General features: G+C 38.1%; 19 protein-coding genes and 1 riboswitch. Of the genes, 16 read left to right on the forward strand and 3 right to left on the reverse strand.

The window, feature by feature from the left end; genetic code table 11:
• From BBI00_RS18865 to BBI00_RS18885, 5 genes are all read left to right on the forward strand, one after another.
• A complete protein-coding gene (locus BBI00_RS18865; RefSeq protein ID WP_065400368.1) occupies nucleotides 1-1,158 on the forward strand; it encodes a DUF4350 domain-containing protein in 1,158 nt (385 codons plus the stop codon).
• A gap of 70 nt (nucleotides 1,159-1,228) precedes the next feature.
• On the forward strand, nucleotides 1,229-2,260 hold the full coding sequence (locus BBI00_RS18870; RefSeq protein WP_065400369.1) for an AAA family ATPase: 1,032 nt from the start codon (nucleotides 1,229-1,231) through the stop codon (nucleotides 2,258-2,260).
• A gap of 60 nt (nucleotides 2,261-2,320) precedes the next feature.
• Entirely contained in the window at nucleotides 2,321-2,671 is a 351-nt protein-coding gene (locus BBI00_RS18875) for a four helix bundle protein (protein ID WP_065400370.1), read from the forward strand.
• Nucleotides 2,672-2,745: 74 nt separating this feature from the next.
• Nucleotides 2,746-4,068 (forward strand): DUF58 domain-containing protein, encoded by a 1,323-nt coding sequence (locus BBI00_RS18880; protein ID WP_065400371.1) that lies wholly within the window; start codon nucleotides 2,746-2,748, stop codon nucleotides 4,066-4,068.
• Nucleotides 4,069-4,162: 94 nt separating this feature from the next.
• Entirely contained in the window at nucleotides 4,163-4,582 is a 420-nt protein-coding gene (locus tag BBI00_RS18885) for an OsmC family protein (RefSeq protein ID WP_065400372.1), read from the forward strand.
• A gap of 84 nt (nucleotides 4,583-4,666) precedes the next feature.
• Here BBI00_RS18885 and BBI00_RS18890 read toward each other — a convergent pair whose 3' ends face one another.
• Nucleotides 4,667-7,285, reverse strand: coding sequence for an MGH1-like glycoside hydrolase domain-containing protein (locus tag BBI00_RS18890; protein ID WP_065400373.1), 2,619 nt, complete (start codon nucleotides 7,283-7,285; stop codon nucleotides 4,667-4,669).
• Between the two features lie 188 nt (nucleotides 7,286-7,473).
• Nucleotides 7,474-7,581, forward strand: a riboswitch (SAM riboswitch).
• A gap of 59 nt (nucleotides 7,582-7,640) precedes the next feature.
• Between BBI00_RS18890 and BBI00_RS18895 the strand changes: the two genes are divergently transcribed.
• The 8 genes from BBI00_RS18895 (at nucleotide 7,641) to metF (ending at nucleotide 18,419) form a co-directional block, all read left to right on the forward strand.
• The gene (locus tag BBI00_RS18895; protein ID WP_065400374.1) at nucleotides 7,641-8,579 is read left to right on the forward strand and encodes an alpha/beta fold hydrolase; all 939 of its coding nucleotides are present in this window, start codon (nucleotides 7,641-7,643) and stop codon (nucleotides 8,577-8,579) included.
• 4 nt (nucleotides 8,580-8,583) lie between these two features.
• Nucleotides 8,584-10,122, forward strand: coding sequence for an ACT domain-containing protein (locus tag BBI00_RS18900; RefSeq protein WP_065400375.1), 1,539 nt, complete (start codon nucleotides 8,584-8,586; stop codon nucleotides 10,120-10,122).
• Nucleotides 10,123-10,157: 35 nt separating this feature from the next.
• Complete coding sequence (locus BBI00_RS18905) at nucleotides 10,158-11,318, forward strand: O-succinylhomoserine sulfhydrylase (RefSeq protein WP_065400376.1); 1,161 nt, start codon at nucleotides 10,158-10,160, stop codon at nucleotides 11,316-11,318.
• 73 nt (nucleotides 11,319-11,391) lie between these two features.
• Nucleotides 11,392-12,402 (forward strand): homocysteine S-methyltransferase family protein, encoded by a 1,011-nt coding sequence (locus tag BBI00_RS18910; RefSeq protein WP_065400377.1) that lies wholly within the window; start codon nucleotides 11,392-11,394, stop codon nucleotides 12,400-12,402.
• Between the two features lie 84 nt (nucleotides 12,403-12,486).
• A complete protein-coding gene (locus BBI00_RS18915; RefSeq protein ID WP_065400378.1) occupies nucleotides 12,487-13,578 on the forward strand; it encodes a fatty acid desaturase family protein in 1,092 nt (363 codons plus the stop codon).
• A 1-nt stretch (nucleotide 13,579) separates the two neighbouring features.
• Complete coding sequence (gene metH / locus BBI00_RS18920) at nucleotides 13,580-16,240, forward strand: methionine synthase (RefSeq protein ID WP_065400379.1); 2,661 nt, start codon at nucleotides 13,580-13,582, stop codon at nucleotides 16,238-16,240.
• A gap of 9 nt (nucleotides 16,241-16,249) precedes the next feature.
• Nucleotides 16,250-17,416 carry a hypothetical protein gene (locus BBI00_RS18925; RefSeq protein WP_065400380.1) on the forward strand — a complete coding sequence of 389 codons (1,167 nt, stop codon included), beginning with the start codon at nucleotides 16,250-16,252 and terminating at the stop codon, nucleotides 17,414-17,416.
• Nucleotides 17,417-17,459: 43 nt separating this feature from the next.
• Nucleotides 17,460-18,419, forward strand: coding sequence for a methylenetetrahydrofolate reductase [NAD(P)H] (gene metF, locus BBI00_RS18930; RefSeq protein ID WP_065400381.1), 960 nt, complete (start codon nucleotides 17,460-17,462; stop codon nucleotides 18,417-18,419).
• 52 nt (nucleotides 18,420-18,471) lie between these two features.
• Here metF and BBI00_RS18935 read toward each other — a convergent pair whose 3' ends face one another.
• Both BBI00_RS18935 and BBI00_RS18940 read right to left on the reverse strand, forming a co-directional pair.
• Nucleotides 18,472-19,179: a hypothetical protein gene (locus BBI00_RS18935; protein WP_065400382.1), complete on the reverse strand. Its 708-nt coding sequence runs from the start codon at nucleotides 19,177-19,179 to the stop codon at nucleotides 18,472-18,474.
• A 105-nt stretch (nucleotides 19,180-19,284) separates the two neighbouring features.
• Nucleotides 19,285-20,436 (reverse strand): hypothetical protein, encoded by a 1,152-nt coding sequence (locus tag BBI00_RS18940; protein WP_065400383.1) that lies wholly within the window; start codon nucleotides 20,434-20,436, stop codon nucleotides 19,285-19,287.
• Between the two features lie 101 nt (nucleotides 20,437-20,537).
• On the opposite strand from BBI00_RS18940, the gene folE reads away from it, so the two are divergent.
• From folE to cysS, 3 genes are all read left to right on the forward strand, one after another.
• Nucleotides 20,538-21,206, forward strand: a complete 669-nt coding sequence (gene folE / locus BBI00_RS18945; protein WP_065400384.1) for a GTP cyclohydrolase I FolE — start codon at nucleotides 20,538-20,540, stop codon at nucleotides 21,204-21,206.
• 2 nt (nucleotides 21,207-21,208) lie between these two features.
• Nucleotides 21,209-21,640, forward strand: coding sequence for a DinB family protein (locus BBI00_RS18950; RefSeq protein ID WP_065400385.1), 432 nt, complete (start codon nucleotides 21,209-21,211; stop codon nucleotides 21,638-21,640).
• Nucleotides 21,641-21,763: 123 nt separating this feature from the next.
• Nucleotides 21,764-23,230, forward strand: coding sequence for a cysteine--tRNA ligase (cysS, locus tag BBI00_RS18955; RefSeq protein ID WP_065400386.1), 1,467 nt, complete (start codon nucleotides 21,764-21,766; stop codon nucleotides 23,228-23,230).
• Nucleotides 23,231-23,923: the final 693 nt, after the last annotated feature.

A 23,923-nucleotide genomic window follows, 5' to 3' on the forward strand; every position in this document is an offset into this window, starting at 1 on the left:
ATGAACAAAACTTTCAAAATATATGCTGTAATCTTCATCATTGTGATGATTATTCTGGCGTTGCTTGAAGTTAATAAAAAAGAAACCATCAACTGGCGTAAAAATTTCGATATTCATGAGAAATCTCCTTTTGGCCTTTTTGTTTTCAATAATGAAGCAAAAACCCTCTTCAAGAATAACCTGAAGAGAATGGAGCTGGCTTCTTACGAATATTATAGCCGGAATCAGAAAGATCTTCACAATATATTGGTTATCGAAAATGAATTGGATGGAGCATCTTGGAAGAAAATTCTGGAACAGGTTTCAAAAGGGTCTGATGCAATGCTGATGGTAAGCCGTATGCCGAAAGAAGTTTCAGACAGTATAGGATATTATGATTCCGAAATATCATTTGAAGAAGAAAATGTACTGAAACTTACAGATAAGAAATATCAGAATGATTTTATTAAATTAGATAAACTCCCGTCAGGAAGAGGATTCTCGTTTATTAAACCCGGAGTTCAGGTACTGGGAAAAACGGTAGAAAAAAGAAATACAGATCAGGCAAACTTTATTAAAGTGAAATTCGGAAAGGGAAATATTTACGTTCACAGCGAACCTCTTTTTCTTACCAATTACTACCTTTTGAAACCCGGAAATATAAAATATGCACAGGATGTATTCTCTTATCTTCAGGATAGGGAAACCCTGTGGTTTGTAAAAAGTAGCAGCAAAGAATCCCGTTTCTTTATGAGATTCATACTCTCAAAGCCGGCCTTGAAATATGCGTGGTGGGTTTTATTGGGAGGGCTGGTATTATTTATCTTTTTTAATGCCAAAAGAAAGCAGAGAATAGTGCCGGTAATAGAACCTTTGAAAAATACATCACTGGAATTTGTAAAAAGCATTGGAAATCTTTATCTTCAGGAAGGTGATTTTCATGATATGATGGCGAAGAAAGCTCAGTATTTCCTGAATAAGGTAAGGATGGAGCTACTCATCGATACCCAGAATCTGGATGATGAATTTGCCAAGAAGCTCCAGCTGAAGACAGGAAAACCTATGGAAATGATCAATGAAGCTATTCATCTTATTAAAAAAGCCCAGGATCCTTACGCCGGAGTAATGAAAGAAGACCTTGTAAGGATCAATAAACTGCTTGATGAAATTTTAAAATAAAACAACAAAGAGTCCCAACGGGACGATTTAACAAAAGATAGGGCACCGTCCTATTAAAAAAATAAAAATTATGGAAAACCTTGATAACCCAAACACAGAAAATCAAACTTCTATAAATCTTAATAAAAGCGAAGATCAGTTTCAGTCCAGAATAGATATGATCGAACTCCGTGCAAGCCTTGATAAGGTAAAAGCTGAGATCGGAAAGGTCATTGTGGGACAGGAGAGCATGATCGAGCATCTTTTGGCTGCCTTACTTTCAAATGGACACGTCCTTATTGAAGGTGTGCCGGGAGTAGCCAAAACAATTACAGCAAAATTATTGGCAAAGACCATTGATGTAGGATTCAGCAGAATTCAGTTTACACCGGATCTGATGCCTTCTGATATTTTGGGAACCTCAGTTTTCAGTGTAAAGAACTCGGAGTTTGAATTTAAAAAAGGACCTATCTTTTCCAATTTCATATTGATTGATGAGATCAACAGATCGCCGGCCAAAACTCAGTCTGCCTTGTTTGAAGTCATGGAAGAAAGACAGATCACAATGGACGGCACCCGGTATATCATGGAAGATCCGTTCCTTGTTATTGCCACTCAAAACCCCATAGAACATGAAGGAACTTACAGACTTCCTGAAGCCCAGCTGGACCGTTTCCTGTTCAAAATCAATGTCGGATATCCTAACCTTCAGCAGGAAATTGCGATCATAAAAAATCAGCATGAAAGCAAAAAAGAAGATAAAACCGAAGGAATCAATCATGTCATCACAGCAGAACAGCTGAAAAACTATCAGCACTTGGTAAAAGAAATTGTTGTGGAAACACAGCTGATGGAATATATTGCTAAAATTATTATCAACACAAGGGAAAACCAGTTTTTATACCTGGGAGCTTCTCCAAGAGCCTCATTAGCTCTTCTTACCGCTTCAAAAGCCTTTGCAGCGTTAAGAGGAAGAGATTTTGTAACCCCTGAAGATATTAAAGAAGCGAGCTATGCTGTCCTGAGACACAGAGTAATTGTTTCTCCTGAAAGAGAAATGGAAGGTCTTACAGCAGATGAAATCATACGCCAGATTTTAGAAGGAATAGAGATTCCAAGGTAGTAGATAATAGGAAACAGGTGATAGTGAATTCCAATTTAATTAAAGTACACAATATTACGTATGGCAAATTTTAAAGAACTTTTAGTTTGGCAGAAATCGATTGATTTTGTTACTGAAATTTATAGGATTACTGAAACATTTCCCAAAACCGAAGTCTACGGATTAATATCACAAATCAGAAGAGCCGCTGTTTCTATACCATCCAACATTGCTGAAGGAAACTCAAGAAGAAGTAAACCTGATTATCTGCAATTTTTAAAAATATCAAGGGGCAGTTGTGCAGAAGTAGAAACACAATTAGTAATTTCAAAAAATCTCGGGTTTTTAAATGAAGATGACTATTTGCAACTAAATCAGGAAATTATAGAAATATCCAAAATGTTGAACGGACTCATTAGTTCCTTACAATAATAATGAATGTGAAAAAGCTAATAAACGACCATCTAAAACCTTTCATCTGCAACCTGCCACCTGCCACCTAAAAAATGAAAAACTTATACATCAATACACGTTTCTTCTTTACGCTCATCGGAGTGGGCGTGTTGTATGTTCTGGCATTTTTCTTTCCGGTCCTGATGTGGGGAGCCCACATTGTCCTGTTGATCTGCTTCCTTGCGGCTATGGTAGATTATCTGCTGCTTTTTAATCAGAAGAATGCCCTGCAGGCCCAGAGGATATTACCGGAAAAACTGTCTAATGGTGACGAGAATTTTGTGAAAATTGATATCAAAAACAATTACAGTTTTACAGTTACTACAAGAATCATTGACGAGATCCCGTTCCAGTTTCAGAAAAGGGACTTCTCCATTGAGAAGAAGATAGATTCCGGGGCCAATACCCTTTTTCAATATACATTAGTACCCAAAGAAAGAGGTGAATACCATTTTGGAGGCTTGAATATCTATGCTTCCTCGCCTTTGGGATTCGTTTCAAAAAGGTATACTTTTCAGAAAGATGCGGCATTGCCTGCTTATCCTTCATTTATCCATCTCAGAAAATATGAACTGATGGCTTTGCAAAGCGAATTTCTGATGGGAGGGATCAAGAGAGTCAGAAAACTGGGGCATACCATGGAATTTGAGCAGATCAAAGATTATGTTCCTGGTGATGATATCAGAACCATCAACTGGAAAGCGACCTCTAAAGCCAATCGTCTTATGGTCAACCAGTTTCAGGATGAAAAATCACAACGTATTTTTATGCTGATTGACAAGGGCAGAACAATGAAAATGCCTTTCAACGGGTTGAGCCTTCTGGATTATTCAATCAATGCTGCTATGGCATTGTCACATATTATTATTCGAAAGGGAGACAGGGCAGGGATGATGACCTTCTCCAAAAAAGCAGAGAATAAAATTGCAGCCGATAATAAATCGGGACAGCTGAAAAAAATATCAGAAGCGCTTTATAATATTAAAACCGATTTCTTTGAAAGTGATTTCAACCGTTTGTATCAGGATGTAAAATATTCCGTCAATCAAAGAAGTCTTATCTTACTTTTTACCAATTTTGAAACGCTGGATGGGCTTAACCGCCAGTTGAAATACCTTCGTGGAATTGCTAAAAACCATTTACTGGTAGTCGTATTCTTCAAAAACGCTGAACTGCAGACCCTGATCAACAAAAATCCTGAAAATATGCAGGAAATCTATGACGAGATTGTTGCTGAAAAATTCGAATTCGAAAAAAAACTGATCATTCAGGAACTCCGTAAATATGGAATTTATACCGTATATACGCTTCCTGAAAATTTAAATATCGATGTTATCAATAAATATTTGGAAATAAAAGCTAGAGGAATTTTATAACTTTGCAATAAGCAATAAGCAATAAGCAATAAGCAATAAGCAATAAGCAATAAGCAATAAGCAATAAGCAATAAGCAATAAGCAATAAGCAATAATGAAAATAACACTTAACAGAATAAACGACGACTTTTTATTTGAATGCACAAACTCCCAGGGGAATTCTATCCTTTTGGACAATACTTCTCAGCCGGGAGCAAAAGGAGTTTCTCCGATGGAAAGCGTACTGATGGCAGTAGCAGGATGCAGCGGGATTGATGTGGTTTCTATTTTAAAGAAGCAGCGTCAGGAGATCAGAAGCTTTCAGGCGGAAGTAGAAGGAGAGAGAGTGCAGGTAGATGATGCGAAACCTTTTAAATCAATCACTGTGAAATTCCTTTTAGAAGGTGAAATTGATCCTAAAAAAGCATTGAAAGCTGCAGAGCTGTCTTTTGAAAAATACTGTTCCGTATCAAAAACATTGGAACCGAATGTAGAAATCGGCTACGAAGTCTATGTGAACGGAGAGAAAATTTAATCTCTTACTTAAAAAATAGAAAAAGCCGGATGTTGATCCGGCTTTTTTATTACTCATTACTGATTATTTATTACTCATCATTCATTAAAGAGTGAGTCTCGGCTTGATCAGTTTCGCTACAGTGGCCGTCCATCCGGTCTGATGAGAAGCTCCTACACCTCTTCCGTTATCCCCATGGAAATATTCAAAGAAGGTGATATAATCTTTAAAATGCTCATCATAATTGAATTTCGGATTTCCTCCGTTGAAGGCACGCTGCCCATGTTCATCCTTTAAAAATATTGAACATAATCTCTTACTTATATTCTGAGCCACTTCATCAAGATTTCTCTTATCGCCGCTCCCGGTTGGAAATTCCACTTTCAGGCTGTTTCCATAGTAATAGTGAAAACGCTGCAGGCTTTCCACAATCAGGAAGTTGATAGGGAACCATATCGGGCCGCGCCAGTTGCTGTTTCCCCCAAACATACGGCTGTCGCTCTCTGCCGGCGTGTAGTAGACCATATTTTCTGTTCCATGTACAGAGAATACAAAAGGATTTTCTTCATATACCTTAGACATGGCCCGGATTCCATAAGAACTTAAGAACTCTTTCTCATCAAGCATTCTGGTGAGAACCTTTGTGAGTCTGTTTTTACGGAGAATGCTCATCAGGTGTTTTCTGCCGTGGCCTTCCTCATCCCAGTGTGATACCAGTTTGGTAAGCTCCGGTTTGTTTTTTAAGATCCATTCCATTCTGCTTCTGAAATTCGGCATCTTTTCCAATAGACGGTGATCTACAATTTCAACGGCAAACATCGGGATTAATCCTACAATACTTCTCAGTCTTAAAGAAACACTTTCTCCGTTCCCGAGCTGAAGCACATCATAGAAGAATCCGTCTTCCTCATTCCAGAGACCTTTTGTTCCGTCACCCAGGTTTTCCATGGCCTCCGCGATATAAAGATAATGTTCAAAAAATTTGATGGCCATATCTTCATATACCTGGTAGTATTGGGCAAGCTCCATCGCAATGCGCATCATATTCAGGGCGTACATGGCCATCCAGCTTGTTCCGTCAGCCTGTTCAAGATGCTGTCCGTCTTTTAATACCATATTCCGGTCAAAAGCTCCGATGTTATCAAGCCCCAGGAAACCGCCTCCGAAAATATTTTTTCCGTTCTTATCCTTACGGTTGACCCACCAGGTGAAATTGAGGAGAAGCTTCTGGAAGACTTTTTCAAGGAATAGAAGATCCGGTTTTCCATTGTTTTTTTCATCAATCTTGAAAACACGGAAGCAGGACCATGCATGTACGGGCGGGTTTACATCACTCATGTTCCACTCGTAGGCAGGCAGCTGTCCGTTGGGATGCATATACCATTCTTTAGTCAGCAGTAAAAGCTGTCCCTTGGCAAACTCAGCATCAATAATGGAAAAAGGAACACAGTGAAAAGCCAGATCCCAGGTGGCATACCACGGATATTCCCATTTATCAGGCATGGAAATAATATCTTTATTGTGAAGATGATTCCATTCCGTATTTCTTACATATTCATTGAAATTTCTCGGAGCCTCAAAATTCGGATCCCCTTTCAGCCATTTTCCGATATTGTAATGATAGAACTGTTTGTTCCATAGAAGTCCGGCAAATGCCTGCCTTTGAACATTCCTTTCGTCCTCATGTACCGTATCGTATTGAACCTCATTGTAAAATTCTTCTGTTTCAGCCTTTCTGGTACTGAAGATTTCATCAAATCCTTCAAAAGGTTCCTCTGTTCCGTCAGGACATAATCTGAATTCAAAGACCTTAGATTGTCCGGCTCCAATGATCTCATCGATCAGAAAAGCAGCCTTAGTCCCTTTTTGCTCAGGATTTACGGTATCAGTTTTATGAATAACAAAATCATTGATGCCGTCTTTATAATAGCTGTTTTCAATCAGTGGAGTACCGTAAAGTTTCGGAGTATTGGTTTCATTCTCACAAAATACACTTTTTGCATTTCCGTTTCTCGAATAGAGCTTTTTGATGGAAATACTGTCGTGCCCGATATTGATGCTTCCGTCTTCAGAAGCAGCACTTAATTCTCCCTTATAGGTATTATAACCCCATTTCCAGTTGTTTCTGAACCAGGCAGTAGGGATGACGACAATAGGGGCATCATTCCTGCTTCGGTTACAGATGGTAACTCTGGCCAGAATATCATTGTGATCGGCTTTACAGTATTCAATGAAAATATCAAAATACTCATCATTATCAAAAATTCCGGTATCAAAAATTTCGTATTCAGGATCTTTTTTGCTCCGTCTTCCGTTTTCAAGCACCAACTCGTCATAAGGAAATTCATTGATAGGGTATTTGTACACCATCTTCATATAGCTATGGGTAGGTGTGTTATCCAGGTAATAGAAAATTTCTTTGATATCTTCACCATGATTTCCCTGCGGATTGCTCAACCCAAAAAATCGCTCCTTTACAATTTTATCTTTTTTATTCCAGAATGAAAAAGCAAAACAGAAAAGCTGTTTCACATCAGAGATCCCTGCAATACCTTCTTCGCCCCAGCGATAGGCATAGCTTTCGGCATTATGATGATTGGTAAAGTTCCATGCATTTCCGTTCGGGCTGTAATCTTCCCGTACATTGCCCCATTGCCGGTTGCTTACATAAGGTCCCCAGTTTTTCCATTTGGTATCTTGTAATCTTTCTTTTTCGGCAGTCATAGGTAGTCATTTTTCAATACGAAGTTAGTTTTTTTGTAAAGTAATTCCAATTTTTTCCATCTGAATAATTCTTAATATGCCTCTGAAATACTTGTATTTAAGGGCTTTTTAAAATATTAAAATATTTTTTTTTTGAAATTAAAAGAAAAGAACTACCTTTGCACCATTCGTTCATTCAAATATTGAAAATGTTATCAAGAAAGGTTGAGGGATTAGACCCGATGAAACCTTAGCAACCCTTTGTGCAAGCAAAGAAGGTGCTACGTTCTACCAAAATTATTTTGGACAGATAACTTACTGAAGTTCTTTTTCAGCCATTTCCTGTGGCATTTTCAATTGTATTAAAATAATAGAATTGAAAACAGAACTAAACTATATTAATCTTTCGTATCAGACAAATTCCCAAAAGGAATACCATATCCCGCTGAGCTATGAGCTTTTCGGGAAAGAACTCTTTACAGCTCCCATTATTTTGATCAATCATGCCCTCACCGGAAATTCAACAGTATCCGGCGAAAAAGGATGGTGGAAACAATTGGTAGGAGAAAATCAGATTGTTGATACCAATAAATATACAGTTCTGTGTTTCAATATTCCCGGAAACGGTTACGATCAGTTTTTAATTGAAGATTATGAAGACTTCACCCCTGCAGATATAGCCAATCTGTTTCTGAAAGGGCTGGAAGCTTTAAAGATCAAAAATATATATGCCATTATCGGAGGTTCTCTTGGGGGAGGAATCGCATGGGAAATGCTGGCAAAGCAGTCAAAGCTTGCTGAAATCTTTATCCCTATAGCCTGTGATTACAGAACCCATGATTGGCTTCACGCACAATGTCTGGTTCAGAAATTTTTATTGAATGATAAAGATGAACCTTTACAAAAAGCGAGAATTCATGCGATGTTATGCTACAGAACTCCACAATCGCTCAATGACAGATTTCAAAATACATATAATCAGGATAAACAGCGCCTGGAATCAGAAGACTGGTTGGTATACCATGGTAATGCTCTAAACGAAAGGTTTAGTTTAAAAGCTTACAAACTGATGAACCATCTGCTGATGAATATAAACGCTGATGAATCATCTCTGGAGGCAATAGGAGCACGAATGCACCTGATCTCCGTAGATACAGACTTATTCTTCCCTGCTTCTGAAATCCGAATGTGCTTTGAGAGTTTAAAGGAAAAAAACAAGACTGTTTCTTATCATGAGATCCGGTCAATACATGGGCATGATGCCTTCCTGATGGAATATCAACAATTAAATAATATCATAAAAAACATTTTATAAAGTAATGAAAAAGGCGAATGAAATAAAATTTTTAAAGAACAGATCAATCATCAAGTTTGAAGGAGAAGATTTCTTAGGAGAAATCGGTATTGATGGACGAATTTTTAAGGCACTGACGTTAGCAAGGATCAGTGTAGGGGTGATCTCCCAGCAGGCGGTAGAAAACGGTATCTCTATACTGGTACACGAAAATGATGCGGAAAAAGCGGTAGCTTGTCTTATTGATGAATTTGAAGAAGAAAGAAAATCAGGGAAAGTTTCCCAGATTTACAGTATCAACAACGTTTCTGTTATTGGTTTTGTAGCGGAAGATTTCAATAAAGTCTTTGCCGAACTGGCGAGAAATAATGTATTCCCGCTGCTTCTTAATCAGGTGGCAGGAGAAAACAGGGTTAATATTGTAGTCACTTCTTCACAGGATGAGAAAACCAGGAATATCATAGAATCTGAAATTTTCAAAAAACCTAAAACTGTTCATCTGGCCATTATAGGTCATGGAAATGTTGGAAAAACACTGATCGAACAGGTTCTGGAATCTTCAGAAGAGATTAAAAGACGTAAAAATATAGATCTGAAAGTAGTGGCAGTAGCCAATTCCAAAAAAATTGCGTTCAATAAAAAAGGATTTGAATCGAACTGGAGTGATGAGGTTTTAACAGCAAAGCATTCTTCCAATGTAGAAGAGTTGATCAATTTTTCCAATGAAAATCAACTGGAAAACCTGATCGTTGTAGACAATACGGCAAGCAAGGACTTCGTAAAGAACTACCATGCTTTGGCTGAGAATGGATTCGATCTCGTTTCTTCCAATAAAATTTTCAATACACTTCCTATTGAAGAGTATCGTAAACTAAGATATACATTAAACAAAAATAACAGACGTTACCTGTACGAAACCAATGTGGGGGCAGGGCTACCGTTAATTGATACCATCAAATTACTGCACCTTTCAGGAGAAAATATTACAAGGATCAAAGGAGTGTTCTCCGGAACACTGAGCTATGTTTTCAATAATTTCTCTTTGAGAGACGATAAATTTTCAACAATCATCAATGAAGCTTTGGAAAAGGGATATACAGAACCGGATCCAAGAGAAGATCTGTCAGGAAATGACGTGGCAAGAAAACTGCTGATCCTGGCCAGAGAATTGGATCTGATCAATGAATTTGAAGATATCAATATTCAGAATCTGGTTCCTGAAAGTTTATTATCAGTTTCAAAATCGGAATTCCTTACAAGATTAGGAGAGCTGGATGAAGAATACCAGAAAATAAAAGAAAGCCAGGAGCCGGGCCATGTGTTGAGATATGTAGGTGATTTACATGGTGACTTACAGAAAGACAAAGGCGAATTGGATGTAAAACTGATTTCTGTACCTGCCACTTCAGCTTTAGGACAGCTGAAAGGTTCAGATTCAATCTTTGAAATTTATACCGAAAGCTACGGTGAAAACCCGATCGTTATTATGGGAGCCGGAGCTGGAGCACAGGTAACGGCAAGAGGGGTATTCGGAGATATTTTAAGAGTAAGTGAAACAAAATAAATCAATTCATTGGTATATTGACAAATTAAAACTATATGGAAAATTTCGAAACATCAGCAATAAGAACCCAGACTGAAAGAACCCAGTTTGATGAACATTCCACTCCACTATATCTTACCTCAAGCTTTATTTTTCAGGATGCAGAAGATATGAGGGCAAGCTTTGCAGAAGAAAAACCTAAAAACCTGTACAGCCGTTTCTCTAATCCCAATGTAAGCGAATTCACAGAGAAAATTGCAAAAATGGAAGGCGCAGAAGCAGGATATGCATTTGCTACAGGAATGGCTGCCATTTATTCAACATTTGCAGCATTATTGAGTGCAGGAGATCATATCGTAAGCTGTCAGTCGGTTTTCGGATCTACTCACACGCTGTTCACCAAATATTTCCCCAAATGGAATATTGATACCACTTATTTCAAAGCTGAAGATGCAGAAAATGTTGAGCAGTATATTAAGCCCAATACGAAAATCCTGTATCTGGAAACCCCTACCAATCCTGCGATTGAAATTCTGGATCTTGAGTTTTTCGGGCAGATAGCCAGAAAACATAACCTGATCTTTATTGTAGACAACTGTTTTGCAACCCCTTATCTTCAGCAGCCGATCAAATATGGTGCGGATGTTGTTGTACATTCTGCAACGAAACTGATTGACGGACAGGGAAGAGTATTAGGAGGAATAGCAGTAGGAAAAGCAGACCTGATCAGAGAAATCTATCTTTTTGCAAGAAATACAGGACCTGCATTATCACCTTTTAACGCTTGGGTATTATCAAAAAGTCTGGAAACATTAGCAATCCGTGTAGAAAAGCACTGTGAAAATGCTCTGAAGGTTGCAGAATTTTTAGAAGCCCATCCAAACGTTGAACTGGTAAAATATCCATTCCTGAAATCCCACCCAAGCTATGAAGTAGCCAAAAAGCAGATGAAGCTGGGAGGAAATATTGTAGCCTTTGAAATAAAAGGAGGAATAGAAGGAGGTAGGAACTTCTTAGACAGGATACAAATGTGTTCATTGTCTGCGAACCTTGGCGATACAAGAACGATCGTTACCCATCCGGCCTCTACTACGCACTCTAAACTGTCAGACGAAGAAAGAAACGAAGTAGGAATTACAGCAGGATTAGTTCGCTGCTCAGTAGGTTTAGAAAACGTAGATGACATCATCGCAGACCTGAAGCAAGCTTTAGATTAATAAAAAAGCCCCAACGGGGCAATTTAACCCCACGACAGGACGAAGTCCTGTCATCCTCATCAACATAAGAGACATGACAAATATAGAATCACTAAACAAAGCCCTCAAAGAACGCATCCTCGTCCTGGACGGAGCCATGGGAACCATGCTGCAGCGATATAAGTTTGAAGAAGAAGATTACCGTGGTGATCGTTTCAAAGACTGGGAACATCCGGTGAAGGGAAACAATGATTTGCTTTCCCTTACCCAACCTCAGGCTATTGAAGAAGTTCATAAGAAATACCTGGAAGCGGGAGCAGATATCATTGAGACCAATACATTCTCCGGGACTACTATCGCCATGGCAGATTATCACATGGCAGATCTGGTCTATGAGCTGAACTATGAGTCTGCAAAAATCGCAAGAAAAGCATGTGATGAATACACAGCAAAGAATCCGGATAAACCAAGATTTGTTGCAGGATCCATTGGTCCTACCAACAGAACGGCAAGTTTAAGCCCGGATGTAAATGACCCGGGATACAGAGCCATTACTTTTGAAGAACTGAGAGTCGCTTACAAGCAACAGTGTGAAGCCTTATTAGACGGAGGTTCAGATATCCTGCTGGTAGAAACCATTTTTGATACCCTGAATGCCAAAGCCGCCTTGTTTGCCATTGATGAACTGCAGGAAGAAAGAGGAATTAAGATTCCGATCATGGTTTCCGGAACCATTACCGATGCCTCAGGGAGAACATTGAGCGGACAGACCGCTGAAGCCTTTCTGATCTCAGTTTCCCACCTGAATCTATTAAGCGTAGGCTTTAACTGTGCTTTAGGAGCAGATCAGCTGACCCCTTATCTGGAAACCCTGGCTCATAATTCGGAATTTTATGTTTCAGCTTACCCGAATGCAGGTTTACCCAATGCTTTCGGAAAATACGATGAAACTCCCGAAGATATGGCCAGACAGATTAAAGAATATGCAGAGAAAGGGCTGATCAATATTATCGGGGGATGTTGCGGTACCACACCTGAGCATATCAGGGCGATTGCAGATCTGGTGAAAGCTTATCCTCCAAGAAAATTGAAGGAATTCGTATGATCAGATAGATTTTTTTAATTAAAATCAAGAATGAAGGCTGGGTTATAAATATTATCTTTAAATAAACCACAAAAATTTAATATAATGGAAAAGCCGAGTTACTTAAAAGATTCTGACGATGCCAGATTGTTTAATGAACTGAGAAAGAAAGTGAACCAACGGGTAGAAGCAATTCCTGAAAACAGGGATATTTATATTAAAATAAAGGCGGTCATTCTGCCACTGATCTATCTCGGTTTATATTTTTTCGCAGTCTTTAATGCCGAAAAACATTGGCTGTATATACTCAGTTTTGTTCTGATGGGAATCTCTCTGGTTTTAATTTATTTAAATCTGATCCACGAAGCAGCCCATAACAACATCTTTAAAAGCAAAAGACTGAATGGAGCAGTGCTGCACATTTTTGATTTCGTAGGGGCCAACTCCTATATCTGGAAAAAAAGACATATTGCAAGCCATCATGCCTATCCGAATGTGGACGGATGGGATACCGATATAGAGCAGAGCGGTCTGCTTTTGATTGTCCCATGGATTAAGGCAAAAGGAATTCAGAAGTATCAGGATAAGTTCTTCTTTTTAGTATATCCTTTGTATTTGTTCAACTGGATGTTTATAAGAGACTTCAGAGACTTCTTTGATAAGGAAAGAGTGATTCTGAAGACGCAGGGGAAAATCCCGGTCATAGAAAAGGTAAAAATGATAAGCTATAAGCTGTTTTACTTTTTTTATCAGATTGTAATTCCTGTTGTGTTCTTTAAAGTATCAATAGGGCTGGCTTTGGGAGCCTGGTTTTTACAGGTTATTTCAGCAAGTATTTTTGCATTGTTTGTTTTACTGCCTCTGCATCCGCTTCCTGATAATGCCTTTCCAAAATTAAATAAAGACAACGGTCTTCCTTTCAGCTGGCTTCATCACCAGTTTGAAGTGACCAATGATTTAAAAGAAAATAACTGGTTGGTAAGAAATATATTGGGAAATTTTAATTTCCATGTTGCCCACCACCTGTTTCCGAACTACAGTTATATGTATTATAATGAGATCACAGAGGAAATTGAAGAATTTGCAAGAGAACATAATCTGGCTTATAAAAGATTTCCATTGATCACTGCTTTAAGTAAGCATAGGGATTTATTGAGGCAGAATGCCAATAATGCCTATTATATTTTAGAAGAATAAAATGAAATATTTAAGATTATCAGGCCTTGAGCCTCTTATCATAACGCCGGAAAGTAATTTCATCAATGTGGGTGAAAGAACTAATGTTGCCGGCTCCAAAAAATTTTTAAGACTCATCAAAGAAGAGAAATTCTCTGAAGCCCTGGATATTGCCCGCCATCAGGTAGAAGGTGGGGCACAGATTCTGGATGTCAATTTCGATGATGGGCTGATCGATGGAAAAGCATCGATGATCAAATTCCTGAACTTAATAGCCTCTGAGCCGGATATTGCAAGAATCCCGATCATGGTAGACTCTTCCAAATGGGAAATTCTGGAAGCAGGTCTTCAGGTAGCACAAGGGAAATGTGTGGTAAACTCTATCAGCTTAAAAGAAGGGGAAGAAGAATTTATCAAACATGCCAAAGCCATCAAAAGATATGGTGCTGCAGTGATTGTAATGGCATTTGATGAGGTAGGGCAGGCCGACAATCTTGAACGTAGAATTGAAATTTCAAAACGGTCTTATGATATTTTAGTGAACCAGATCGGTTTTCCGGCTGAAGATATTATTTTCGACTTAAATATTTTCCCGGTAGCTACAGGAATGGATGAGCACAGAAGAAATGCCATTGATTTTATCGAAGCAACACGCTGGGTGAGACAAAATCTGCCTTATGCATCCGTAAGTGGAGGCGTAAGCAACGTTTCCTTCTCATTCCGGGGAAATGATACCGTAAGAGAAGCCATGCATTCCGTATTTCTTTATCACGCCATTCAGGCAGGTATGAACATCGGTATTGTAAATCCTGCCATGCTGGAAGTTTATGACGAGATCAATAAAGAATTGCTGGAACTTGTAGAAGATGTAATCCTTGACAGGAGAGAAGATGCTACAGAAAGACTTCTGGATTATTCCGAAAAACATAAATCTGTAAAAAAGGAAAAAACTGAAGACTTAGAATGGAGAAATAATTCATTGCAGGAAAGAATTACCTATGCTTTGGTAAAGGGAATTGACCGCTTTATTGAAGAAGATGTAGAAGAAGCGAGACAATTGGCGGAAAGACCACTTCATGTAATTGAAATTAACCTGATGACAGGAATGGGAGTGGTGGGAGATTTATTCGGAAGTGGAAAGATGTTCCTGCCACAGGTAGTGAAATCTGCAAGGGTCATGAAAAAGGCAGTAGCTTATTTACAGCCGTTCATTGAAGCAGAAAAAGATGGTTCGAAACCTGCCAATGGAAAAATCTTAATGGCTACAGTAAAAGGCGATGTTCATGATATAGGAAAGAATATTGTGAGCGTAGTACTGGGTTGTAATAATTATGAAATCGTTGACCTCGGGGTAATGGTTCCTGCCGAAAAGATTATTCAGACAGCCATTGCTGAAAAAGTAGATGTCATAGGATTAAGCGGTCTGATTACGCCAAGTCTGGATGAAATGGTGTATATCGCCTCAGAATTAGAAAGACAGAATTTGGATTTTCCGCTACTGATTGGTGGTGCTACAACTTCAAAAGCACATACCGCCGTGAAAATCGATTTGAAATACAAAAATGCAGTCGTTCATGTTAATGATGCTTCAAGAGCCGTCAATGTGGTAAGCTCATTATTGGGAGACAGAAATAAAGAATATGTTTCCGATCTTAAAAACGATTATTCAGATTTCAGAGAGAAGTTTCTGAGCAGACAGGTAGATAAAGATTATGCTTCCATTGAAGAAGCAAGGGAGAACCATTTTAAAATAGACTGGGAGAATGAAGAAATTTTTACACCGAACAATTTAGGTGTAAGAGTAATTGAAAATCAGGATCTGAATGAACTGTTGCCTTTTATCGACTGGTCGCCATTTTTCAGAAGCTGGGATCTTCATGGAAAATATCCCAATATCCTGGAAGATGAGGTGGTAGGAGTACAGGCCAAAGAATTATTCAAAGACGCGCAGGTTATCCTGAAAAGAATCCTGGATGAAAAATTATTAACAGCAAAAGCCGTCTTTGGAATTTTCAAAGCCAATTCCAATGAAACCGATGATATCATCATTTTTGATGAAAACAATAATGAGCAGGCAAAATTCTTAACACTAAGACAGCAGGCCCAAAGATCAAAAGGAAAAGATTATCTGGCCTTAAGTGACTTTATTGCGCCGCAAAGTTCAGGTAAAACTGATTATATGGGGGCTTTCTGTGTCACTACAGGTTTCGGAACCGATGAACTTGCTGCCGAATATGAAAAAGCGAATGATGATTACAACGCCATCATGGTAAAAGCTCTTGCAGACCGTTTTGCAGAAGCCTATGCAGAATTTTTACATAAAAAAGTAAGGACAGAATATTGGGGCTACGCTGTACAGGAAGAATTGAGCAACGAAGAACTCATCGCAGAAAAATATAAAGGTATACGTCCTGCTCCGGGATATCCGGCTTGCCCTGATCACCTGGAAAAGAAAACAATCTGGGATCTTTTAAAAGCGGAAGAAAATACAGGCGTTTTCCTTACAGAAAGCTTAGCCATGTTCCCGACAGCCTCCGTTTCAGGATACTATTTCGGAAGCCCGCATGCCCGGTATTTCGGATTAGGAAAAATTACAGAAGACCAGCTTAAGGATTATGCGGCAAGAAGAGGCTGTAGCATCCAGGAAGCTAGAAAATGGTTGTCACCCAATTTAGCAGATTAGAATCAATATATGAAGACTATAACCGAAAAGCTGCCTGTAGCTCTGAATATTCTCAGTATCATTATTCTGACGGTCCTGTTGTATCAAAACGCAGGTTTTTTACTGAGCAGATCTTTTGATGAATCAGTTTACAACTCAGACTATTTTATCAACTATACTTCCGGTTTTATTAAAAGAGGGCTGGATGGCCAGCTTATTTTTATTATTACAAAACTGACAGGCTTTTCTCCTGTCGATATTTTACGGGTTTTGTATAGTACCTTTTTTATATTGCTGTCAGGGATAGTTGGGCATATTTTGTATAGGTCTAAAATATCACTCTTTTATATTCTTTCCCCGTTTTTATTTCTGTTTCCTTTTGTTTACTTTACATTATATCATATTTCAAAGGATATGGAAGTACTCATTATTTCCTATATAGTACTGTTTATCTTTGTCAATGGAAAATCTAAATGGTTGCTCAATGTATTTTTATCATTAGGGATACTGGTGCATGAATCAATATTTATTTTTCTTTTTTTTCCACTTATATTTATTCAGCTGTTTTACATCGGAAAGGGAAGTGTATTACGGAAACTTTCAGATCTTGGAGTAACATTAGCCCCTTCTATTATAGTGTTCTTACTGATGTTTCTGAAGTTTAACGGGTTATCAAACAATATTCAGATTATTTATGACTCATGGAAGCCTTACAGTCCTTATCTGCAAAATGTAAAATTTAACACAGGATTATTTGACGGGCGGCCAAGATTGATTTCAGATATAGTAAAAGAGCCTTATAATATGATTGGTTTAGGTTTACTTATTGGGATCAACTTTTTATTTACGACAGCAGGAGCATATATATATTATAAAAAGAATTTTCCGGTATTGTTGGCAATATCGCTATTGCAGATTATTCCCATCGTACTTCTTTGTGCGGTAGCTTCAGATTTTGGAAGATGGTTCTTTTTGGCCAATACCATTCTGTTGTTTACGATGTTTTTACTTAGGCATAAGGCCTCAACTGCAGCCTTGAGTCTGAAGATTGAAAATTGGATTTTTAAAATATATAATGCCACTTCATTGCCGGTTGTTTTTGGCCTGTATGCATTAGGAGGCATGCCTTATTTAGGCTTTAATATTTACAGATATTTCTACTCAAACCCATTTAAAATAATTCTTGATTGGCTTTAATAGCATAGCAAAACATAGGAATTTAAAATATAAAATTTAATAAATGAAAATAACTGATCATATAAAAAACGCAAATGGAAAAACTTTGTTCTCCTTAGAAGTTGTTCCACCCCAAAAAGGAATTGGTATTGAAGACCTGTATACGAACATTGATCCGTTAATGGAGTTCAGGCCACCATTCATTGATGTGACCACTTCAAGGGAAGAATACATCTATTTAGATAAAGGAAATGGTCTTATGGAGCGCCGCATCACAAGAATGCGCCCCGGAACACTGGGAATATGTGCGGCCATTCAGCATAAATATAATGTAGATACCGTTCCCCACTTATTGTGCGGAGGTTTTACCAAAGAAGAAACCGAATACCTTCTTGTAGACTGTATGTACCTCGGAATTGACAATGTAATGGCCTTAAGAGGTGATGCCATGAAAGGACATCAGTATTTTGAGCCTACTCAGGGGGGACATGCCAGTGCCATGGATCTTGTGAATCAGATCAACAATCTGGGAAGAGGAAAATATCTTCATAATGAGGAACAGGTTTGTGATGAACATAATAAATTCTGTATCGGGGTAGCAGGTTATCCTGAAAAGCATATGGAAGCCCCTTCCATGAATTACGATCTGAAATGGCTGAAACAAAAAGTGGATGCCGGAGCAGATTATATCGTAACTCAAATGTTCTTTGACAATAAAAAGTACATTGAATTCGTTCAGAAAGCAAGAGAAATGGGAATTACCGTTCCTATTATCCCCGGAATAAAGCCGATTGCCACTAAAAAGCACTTGAAAATTCTGCCACAGGTATTCAAAATAGACCTTCCGGAAGAGCTGATCAGTGAAGTGGAAAATGCAAAAAATAACGAAGCCGTAAAGCAGATCGGGATAGAGTGGGCGATTGCCCAATGCAAGGAGCTTTTAGATTTCGGAGTTCCTGTATTGCATTTCTATTCAATGGGGAAAAGCGATAACATAAAAAAAGTAGCCGGTGAGCTATTCTAATAAAAGTACCAAAAATGAAGGAACCCCTGTGAATAGTCACAGGGGTTTATTTTTATCCGTTCATGAAGCTTACCAGTTTGATGAGGTCTTCTTCTTTATTGAATTTAATATTATTCGATTTTACAAAAGTTTCCAGAGATTCTTTTTTCGCAGGGAATAATTCCAGGATATCTTTTAATTTTTTAGGTTTCTTGATAAAGCCTTTCTCAGTTTTGATATAATAAACAGGATCTAACGTTTTAAAGAAAGCAGCTTTATCTGAGGCATAAGAGTTGGACGCCGGTACAGCATCATTAAATTTGGTCTTTACCTTTTTATAAAGTTTATTCTGTCCATTGGCAATTTCAAAAAAATAACCGTCCAGGTCATCATTAGTCTGAAGCAATACAATCGTATTTTTAGGAGAAGCCACTTCAATTCTGGAGTATTGTTCTTCTTTTGGTAAAACCCATGGCTTTCCATCCTTCTGGAACTCTATTTCATCCTTGTAACTGTTGTATCTTACGGGAATCTTATCAAAGTTTTCCGCTACTTTAGCAGAACGGAATTCAGTACTGTAATAAGGTGATCCAATGATTTCATCATATTTTAAAGCCCTTCCTGAGTTTTCAGATTTTACTCCGAATACCGCGTGATCTCCTCCAAGGTTGTTTACGGAAAGCGTACTTGAATAACTGGCCTGGTAACTGCCCGGTGTTAAATTTTGTGCGTAAGTGATACTGAAAGACACCAATAAGGCGCCCATAATTACTTTTCTCATTTTTGATGGTTTTATTTAAGTTTATTCAAAGTTATTTTCAAAAATACAAATATTATCCTTTAAATGTAATTAAATGTGATATTTAAGGCAAAAAAGGAGTCAAAATTACAAAAAAGGATGTCTTTCAAACACTTTATTCCTGTCAAACAGATACCGGTAGGTTGCCAGTTTTCTTGTAACCGTTGTATCAAGAGTCTCAGCAATTTTGATCATTTTAGGATTGAAGTCGCCAATCCATTGAAGTTCAGTGATTTTGAAGTCCGTATGTTTTCTCAGGTGTTGAGTGCCTTCCCAGATCATATATCCGTCGATTCCCTTCTTTTGCCATTCAGGAACCACACCGAAAACGAGGCCAACCATTTTTTCGTTCTTTTTAAACTGTTTCAGGAACCAGAAGACAAGCTTTTCAAACAGTCCGAATTTCCCATTCAGATATTTAAACCACTGGTTCAGGTCCGGAATATTGATCCACATGGCAATGGGAGTCTCATTTTCATACACAAACCATGAAATATGTTCATTAATGATGGGTTTCATTTTGTTAAACATTTTCAGGACTTTCGCTTCTTCCAGCTGTTTTCCTTCTCCATGGGCCGCCCACGCTTTATTATAGATTTCTGTAAAGTCTCTGGCAAACTTTTCGAGATTATTTTTCTTCATTGGTTGTGCAGAAATAGCGGGATTTCGTTTATTCCTTTCATAGGCAATGGTAAAAATCCTGGAAACTTCCGCAAAAATCGGTCTTGTAAAGCAAAGCTGCTCAAAGTAGATCTGAAAACCATAATTTTCAAAAAGTTCCCTGTAATACGGGAAATTGTAGTTCATTCCAAATAATGGCTCTATAAAACCATCAGTCAGAAGCCCCCAGAATTTATCCCTTTCCCCGAAATTGATAGGGCCATCCATCGCTTCCATTCCCTTTTTCTGAAGCCATTCCTTACAATGATCGAAAATAAAATCAGCTGCCTGCTGATCATTAATACAGTCAAAAAAACCAATGCCTCCGGTAGGTTGCTTTTGCTCATAACAGTTATTGATAAAAACAGCCACCTTGCCAATGGTTTTGTGACCTTTTTTAAACAGAAATCTCTTGCATTCCCCATTTTTAAAGAACTTATTCTTGTTAGGATCGAAAATTTCTTCAATATTTTGATCCAGAGGACGAATATAATTTTTGTCGTGTTGATAAAGTTGTGCCGGAAATTCCAGAAATTCCTTTTTTTGGTCTTTGCTTTGTACTTCTTCGACAATAATCATAGGCTTTTTAATCAGAGTAGGTTATAAAAGATAATGTTTTCGTCCCAATTGAATATAGAGGAACAGATATTATCCGTATTTTTGCTGCAAATTAAATAAAAATGGTTGATTTTACTGATAACGACGATGATATTTTCACTGGAAAAGAACATACGCCTATAAGGAAAGATGCTTTTGATAAATCGCCACAGGAAAAAATAGAAAAGATTACTGAGCTTTTCGGGGAGATTATGGAAACACTGGGACTGGATATGACGGATGATTCCCTGAAAGATTCTCCAAAGCGTGTTGCCAAAATGTATGTCAATGAAATTTTCGGAGGACTTCTTCCGGAAAACAAACCGGGTATCTCAACTTTTTCCAATAAATACAAATACCGCCAGATGCTTGTGGAAAAAGATATCACGGTATATTCTTTCTGCGAACATCACTTTTTACCCATCATAGGAAGAGCACATGTTGCCTACATCTCCAACGGAGAAGTAATCGGGCTTTCAAAAATTAACAGGATTGTTGATTACTATGCCAAAAGACCACAGGTTCAGGAAAGATTGACCATGCAGGTTGTAGATGCTTTAAAAGAAGCTTTGGGAACAAAGGACGTAGCATGTATCATCGATGCAAAGCACCTTTGTGTCAACTGCAGAGGAATTAAAGATACGGCAAGTTCCACCATTACAGCAGAATTGAGTGGGATCTTCAGAACAAACCCTATTACAAGACAGGAATTCTTACATTATGTAGGAAGCCATGCAAAACTGGATTATTAATTATGGAATACCAAATCCTTAAAAATATTATTGACGCTGAGCTTCTTAGATTTCAGAATATTTCTGAAGAAGAATGGACGTATAAATCTGCACCGGAGAAATGGTCCAGAAAAGAAATAATTGGTCATCTTTGTGACAGTGCTTTTACAAATATCCGTAGATTTGTAGTCACTCAATATAAAGAGAACGAGAATATCGTATACGATCAGAATATCTGGGTAAAGGCTCAGAACTATCAGAATGTTCCCACTGCAGAGCTTATTGCCCTTTGGAAAGCATTGAATTATCAGATTGTTCATGTCGTAGAAAATATTCCTGATGAAGCATTGCAAAGAACTTGTGATACCACCAAAACAGAACCTCAGAGGTTTACATTGGAATACATCATCAACGATTATGTAGATCATTTGCAGCATCATTTAAAAGCGATTTGATTATGATAAAATTTAAAAAGGTTTCATATAAAATTTTTATCACAACGATTATTTGTTGTGACAGATTTTTATTTTAACTAATTTTTGAATCTTAAAACTATTGAATCTTTTAATAAAAAATAAATGCAACTAAAAATATACAACTCGCTTACGGCGGAAAAAGAAATATTCAAACCCATCCTGGAAGGAAATGTAGGAATGTATGTCTGCGGACCTACAGTATACAGTAATGTACACCTGGGAAATGTAAGAACTTTCCTTTCCTTCGATTTTATTTACCGTACCCTAATGCATTTGGGGTATAAAGTAAGATATGTAAGAAATATTACCGATGCCGGGCACCTTACTGATGACGGAGATGTAAATAACGACAGATTCGTTAAGCAAACCCGTCTGGAAAAGCTGGAGCCCATGGAAATTGTACAGAAATATACAGTGGATTTCCACAAAGTTCTGGATATGTTTAATCTTCTTCCTCCGAATATTGAGCCTACGGCTACCGGTCACATTGTTGAACAGATTGAGCTTACTCAGAAATTAATAGACACAGGCTTTGCTTACGAAAGCAATGGCTCCGTATATTTCGATGTACTGGAATATAACAAAAGAGGGCTGAACTATGGTGAATTGTCAAAACGTAATATAGAAGAGCTTTTTGCCAATACCCGTGATCTTGACGGACAGGGAGAAAAGAAAAATCCACAGGATTTTGCCCTTTGGAAAAAAGCATCTCCTGCTCACATTATGAGATGGAACTCTCCTTGGGGAGAAGGTTTCCCGGGATGGCACCTTGAGTGTACTGCAATGAGTACTAAATATTTAGGTGAAACTTTTGACATCCATGGAGGAGGAATGGACCTGAAATTCCCCCACCACGAATGTGAAATTGCCCAGGGGAAAGCTTGCAATGGCGCAGCTCCGGTACATTACTGGATGCACGCCAATATGCTGACGATGAACTCCCAGCGTATGAGTAAATCTACAGGGAACTATATCCTTCCGATGCAGCTGGTTACAGGAGATAACGACTTCTTTGAGAAACCTTTTCACCCTTCAATTGTACGTTTCTGCTTCCTGCAGGCACATTACAGAAGTGTTCTGGATATTTCCAACGATGCCATGATTGCCAGTGAAAAAGGATTTATCAGATTGATGGAGGCTGTAAAAGTGTTGAATTCCATTACCCCTGATGATACAAAACAGTCTGGTTTTAGCCTTACAGAATGGAAGAACAAATGTTATGATGCCCTGACGGATGATTTCAACTCTCCAATTCTGATCGCTCATTTATTTGAAGCTGTAAAATATATCTTTGCCTTAAACGATGGTAAAGAAACCATTTCAACAGCAGACCTTGAAGACTTAAAGTCAACATTGAATGCTTTTATCTTTGATGTATTGGGACTACAGACAGTAGAGGAAAACAATAATGAAAAGCTTGATCAGACGTTGAAAGTACTGATCGAATTAAGAAATCAGGCGAGAAAATCCAAAAACTTTGAACTTTCAGACCAGATCAGAGATAAACTGCTTGCTGAAGGAATCGAATTAAAAGACGGAAGAGACGGAACATCCTATGTTCTGAATTAAAATAAATATACTTCGTTTTAAAGTCATTCCGTAGGAGTCCGCTTAATCAGCATTCTTACGGAATGTTTTTTTTATAACTATTCTTTTCATGTTCTCTATCTAGCGGACCTATACATGCAGAATACCAAATTGGCAAATCCTCAACCCTGTTCACTCAATCTTTCATATTCTCAAACTCTCTGATTTTTTCAGGAGCTTTATCCTGCTATCCACTCATACTCCTCACGCCTTTCGCTTCCAGGCATCAATCCGGCAGCTTTCCAGCCTATGCTGCGGGGTAACCGTTTCTATCAGGGCTAGGGGAGGAAGCGTTGTCATAAGTAATAAGTAATAAGTAATAAGTAATAAGTAATAAGTAATAAGTAATAAGGCGTACAATATTCAATAGGATTTAGCCCGTTCTCATCAAAAAGAATAAATTCCATTGGCTTTAGCCCAAACTTAAAAACACAAATCACCACACGCAAAGTATATCCACTCCCTTTGCCATGCCGCAGGCATCCCAACCCAGTTTTCACATAAACAAAAACTAATATAATATATAGCACTTCCGCAGTTATCTCTCATTACCCATTACCCATTACTCATTACTAATTACTCATCTTATATACCACTTCAGCCCCTTATTTTCCCTCCAGCTCTCTCCCTCTCTCACCCTCCCACCCCTTCCTCAAACATTTGTTTAAAATTTTT

The sequence above is a fragment of the Chryseobacterium arthrosphaerae genome (assembly GCF_001684965.1).
Classification (GTDB): Bacteria; Bacteroidota; Bacteroidia; order Flavobacteriales; family Weeksellaceae; genus Chryseobacterium; species Chryseobacterium arthrosphaerae.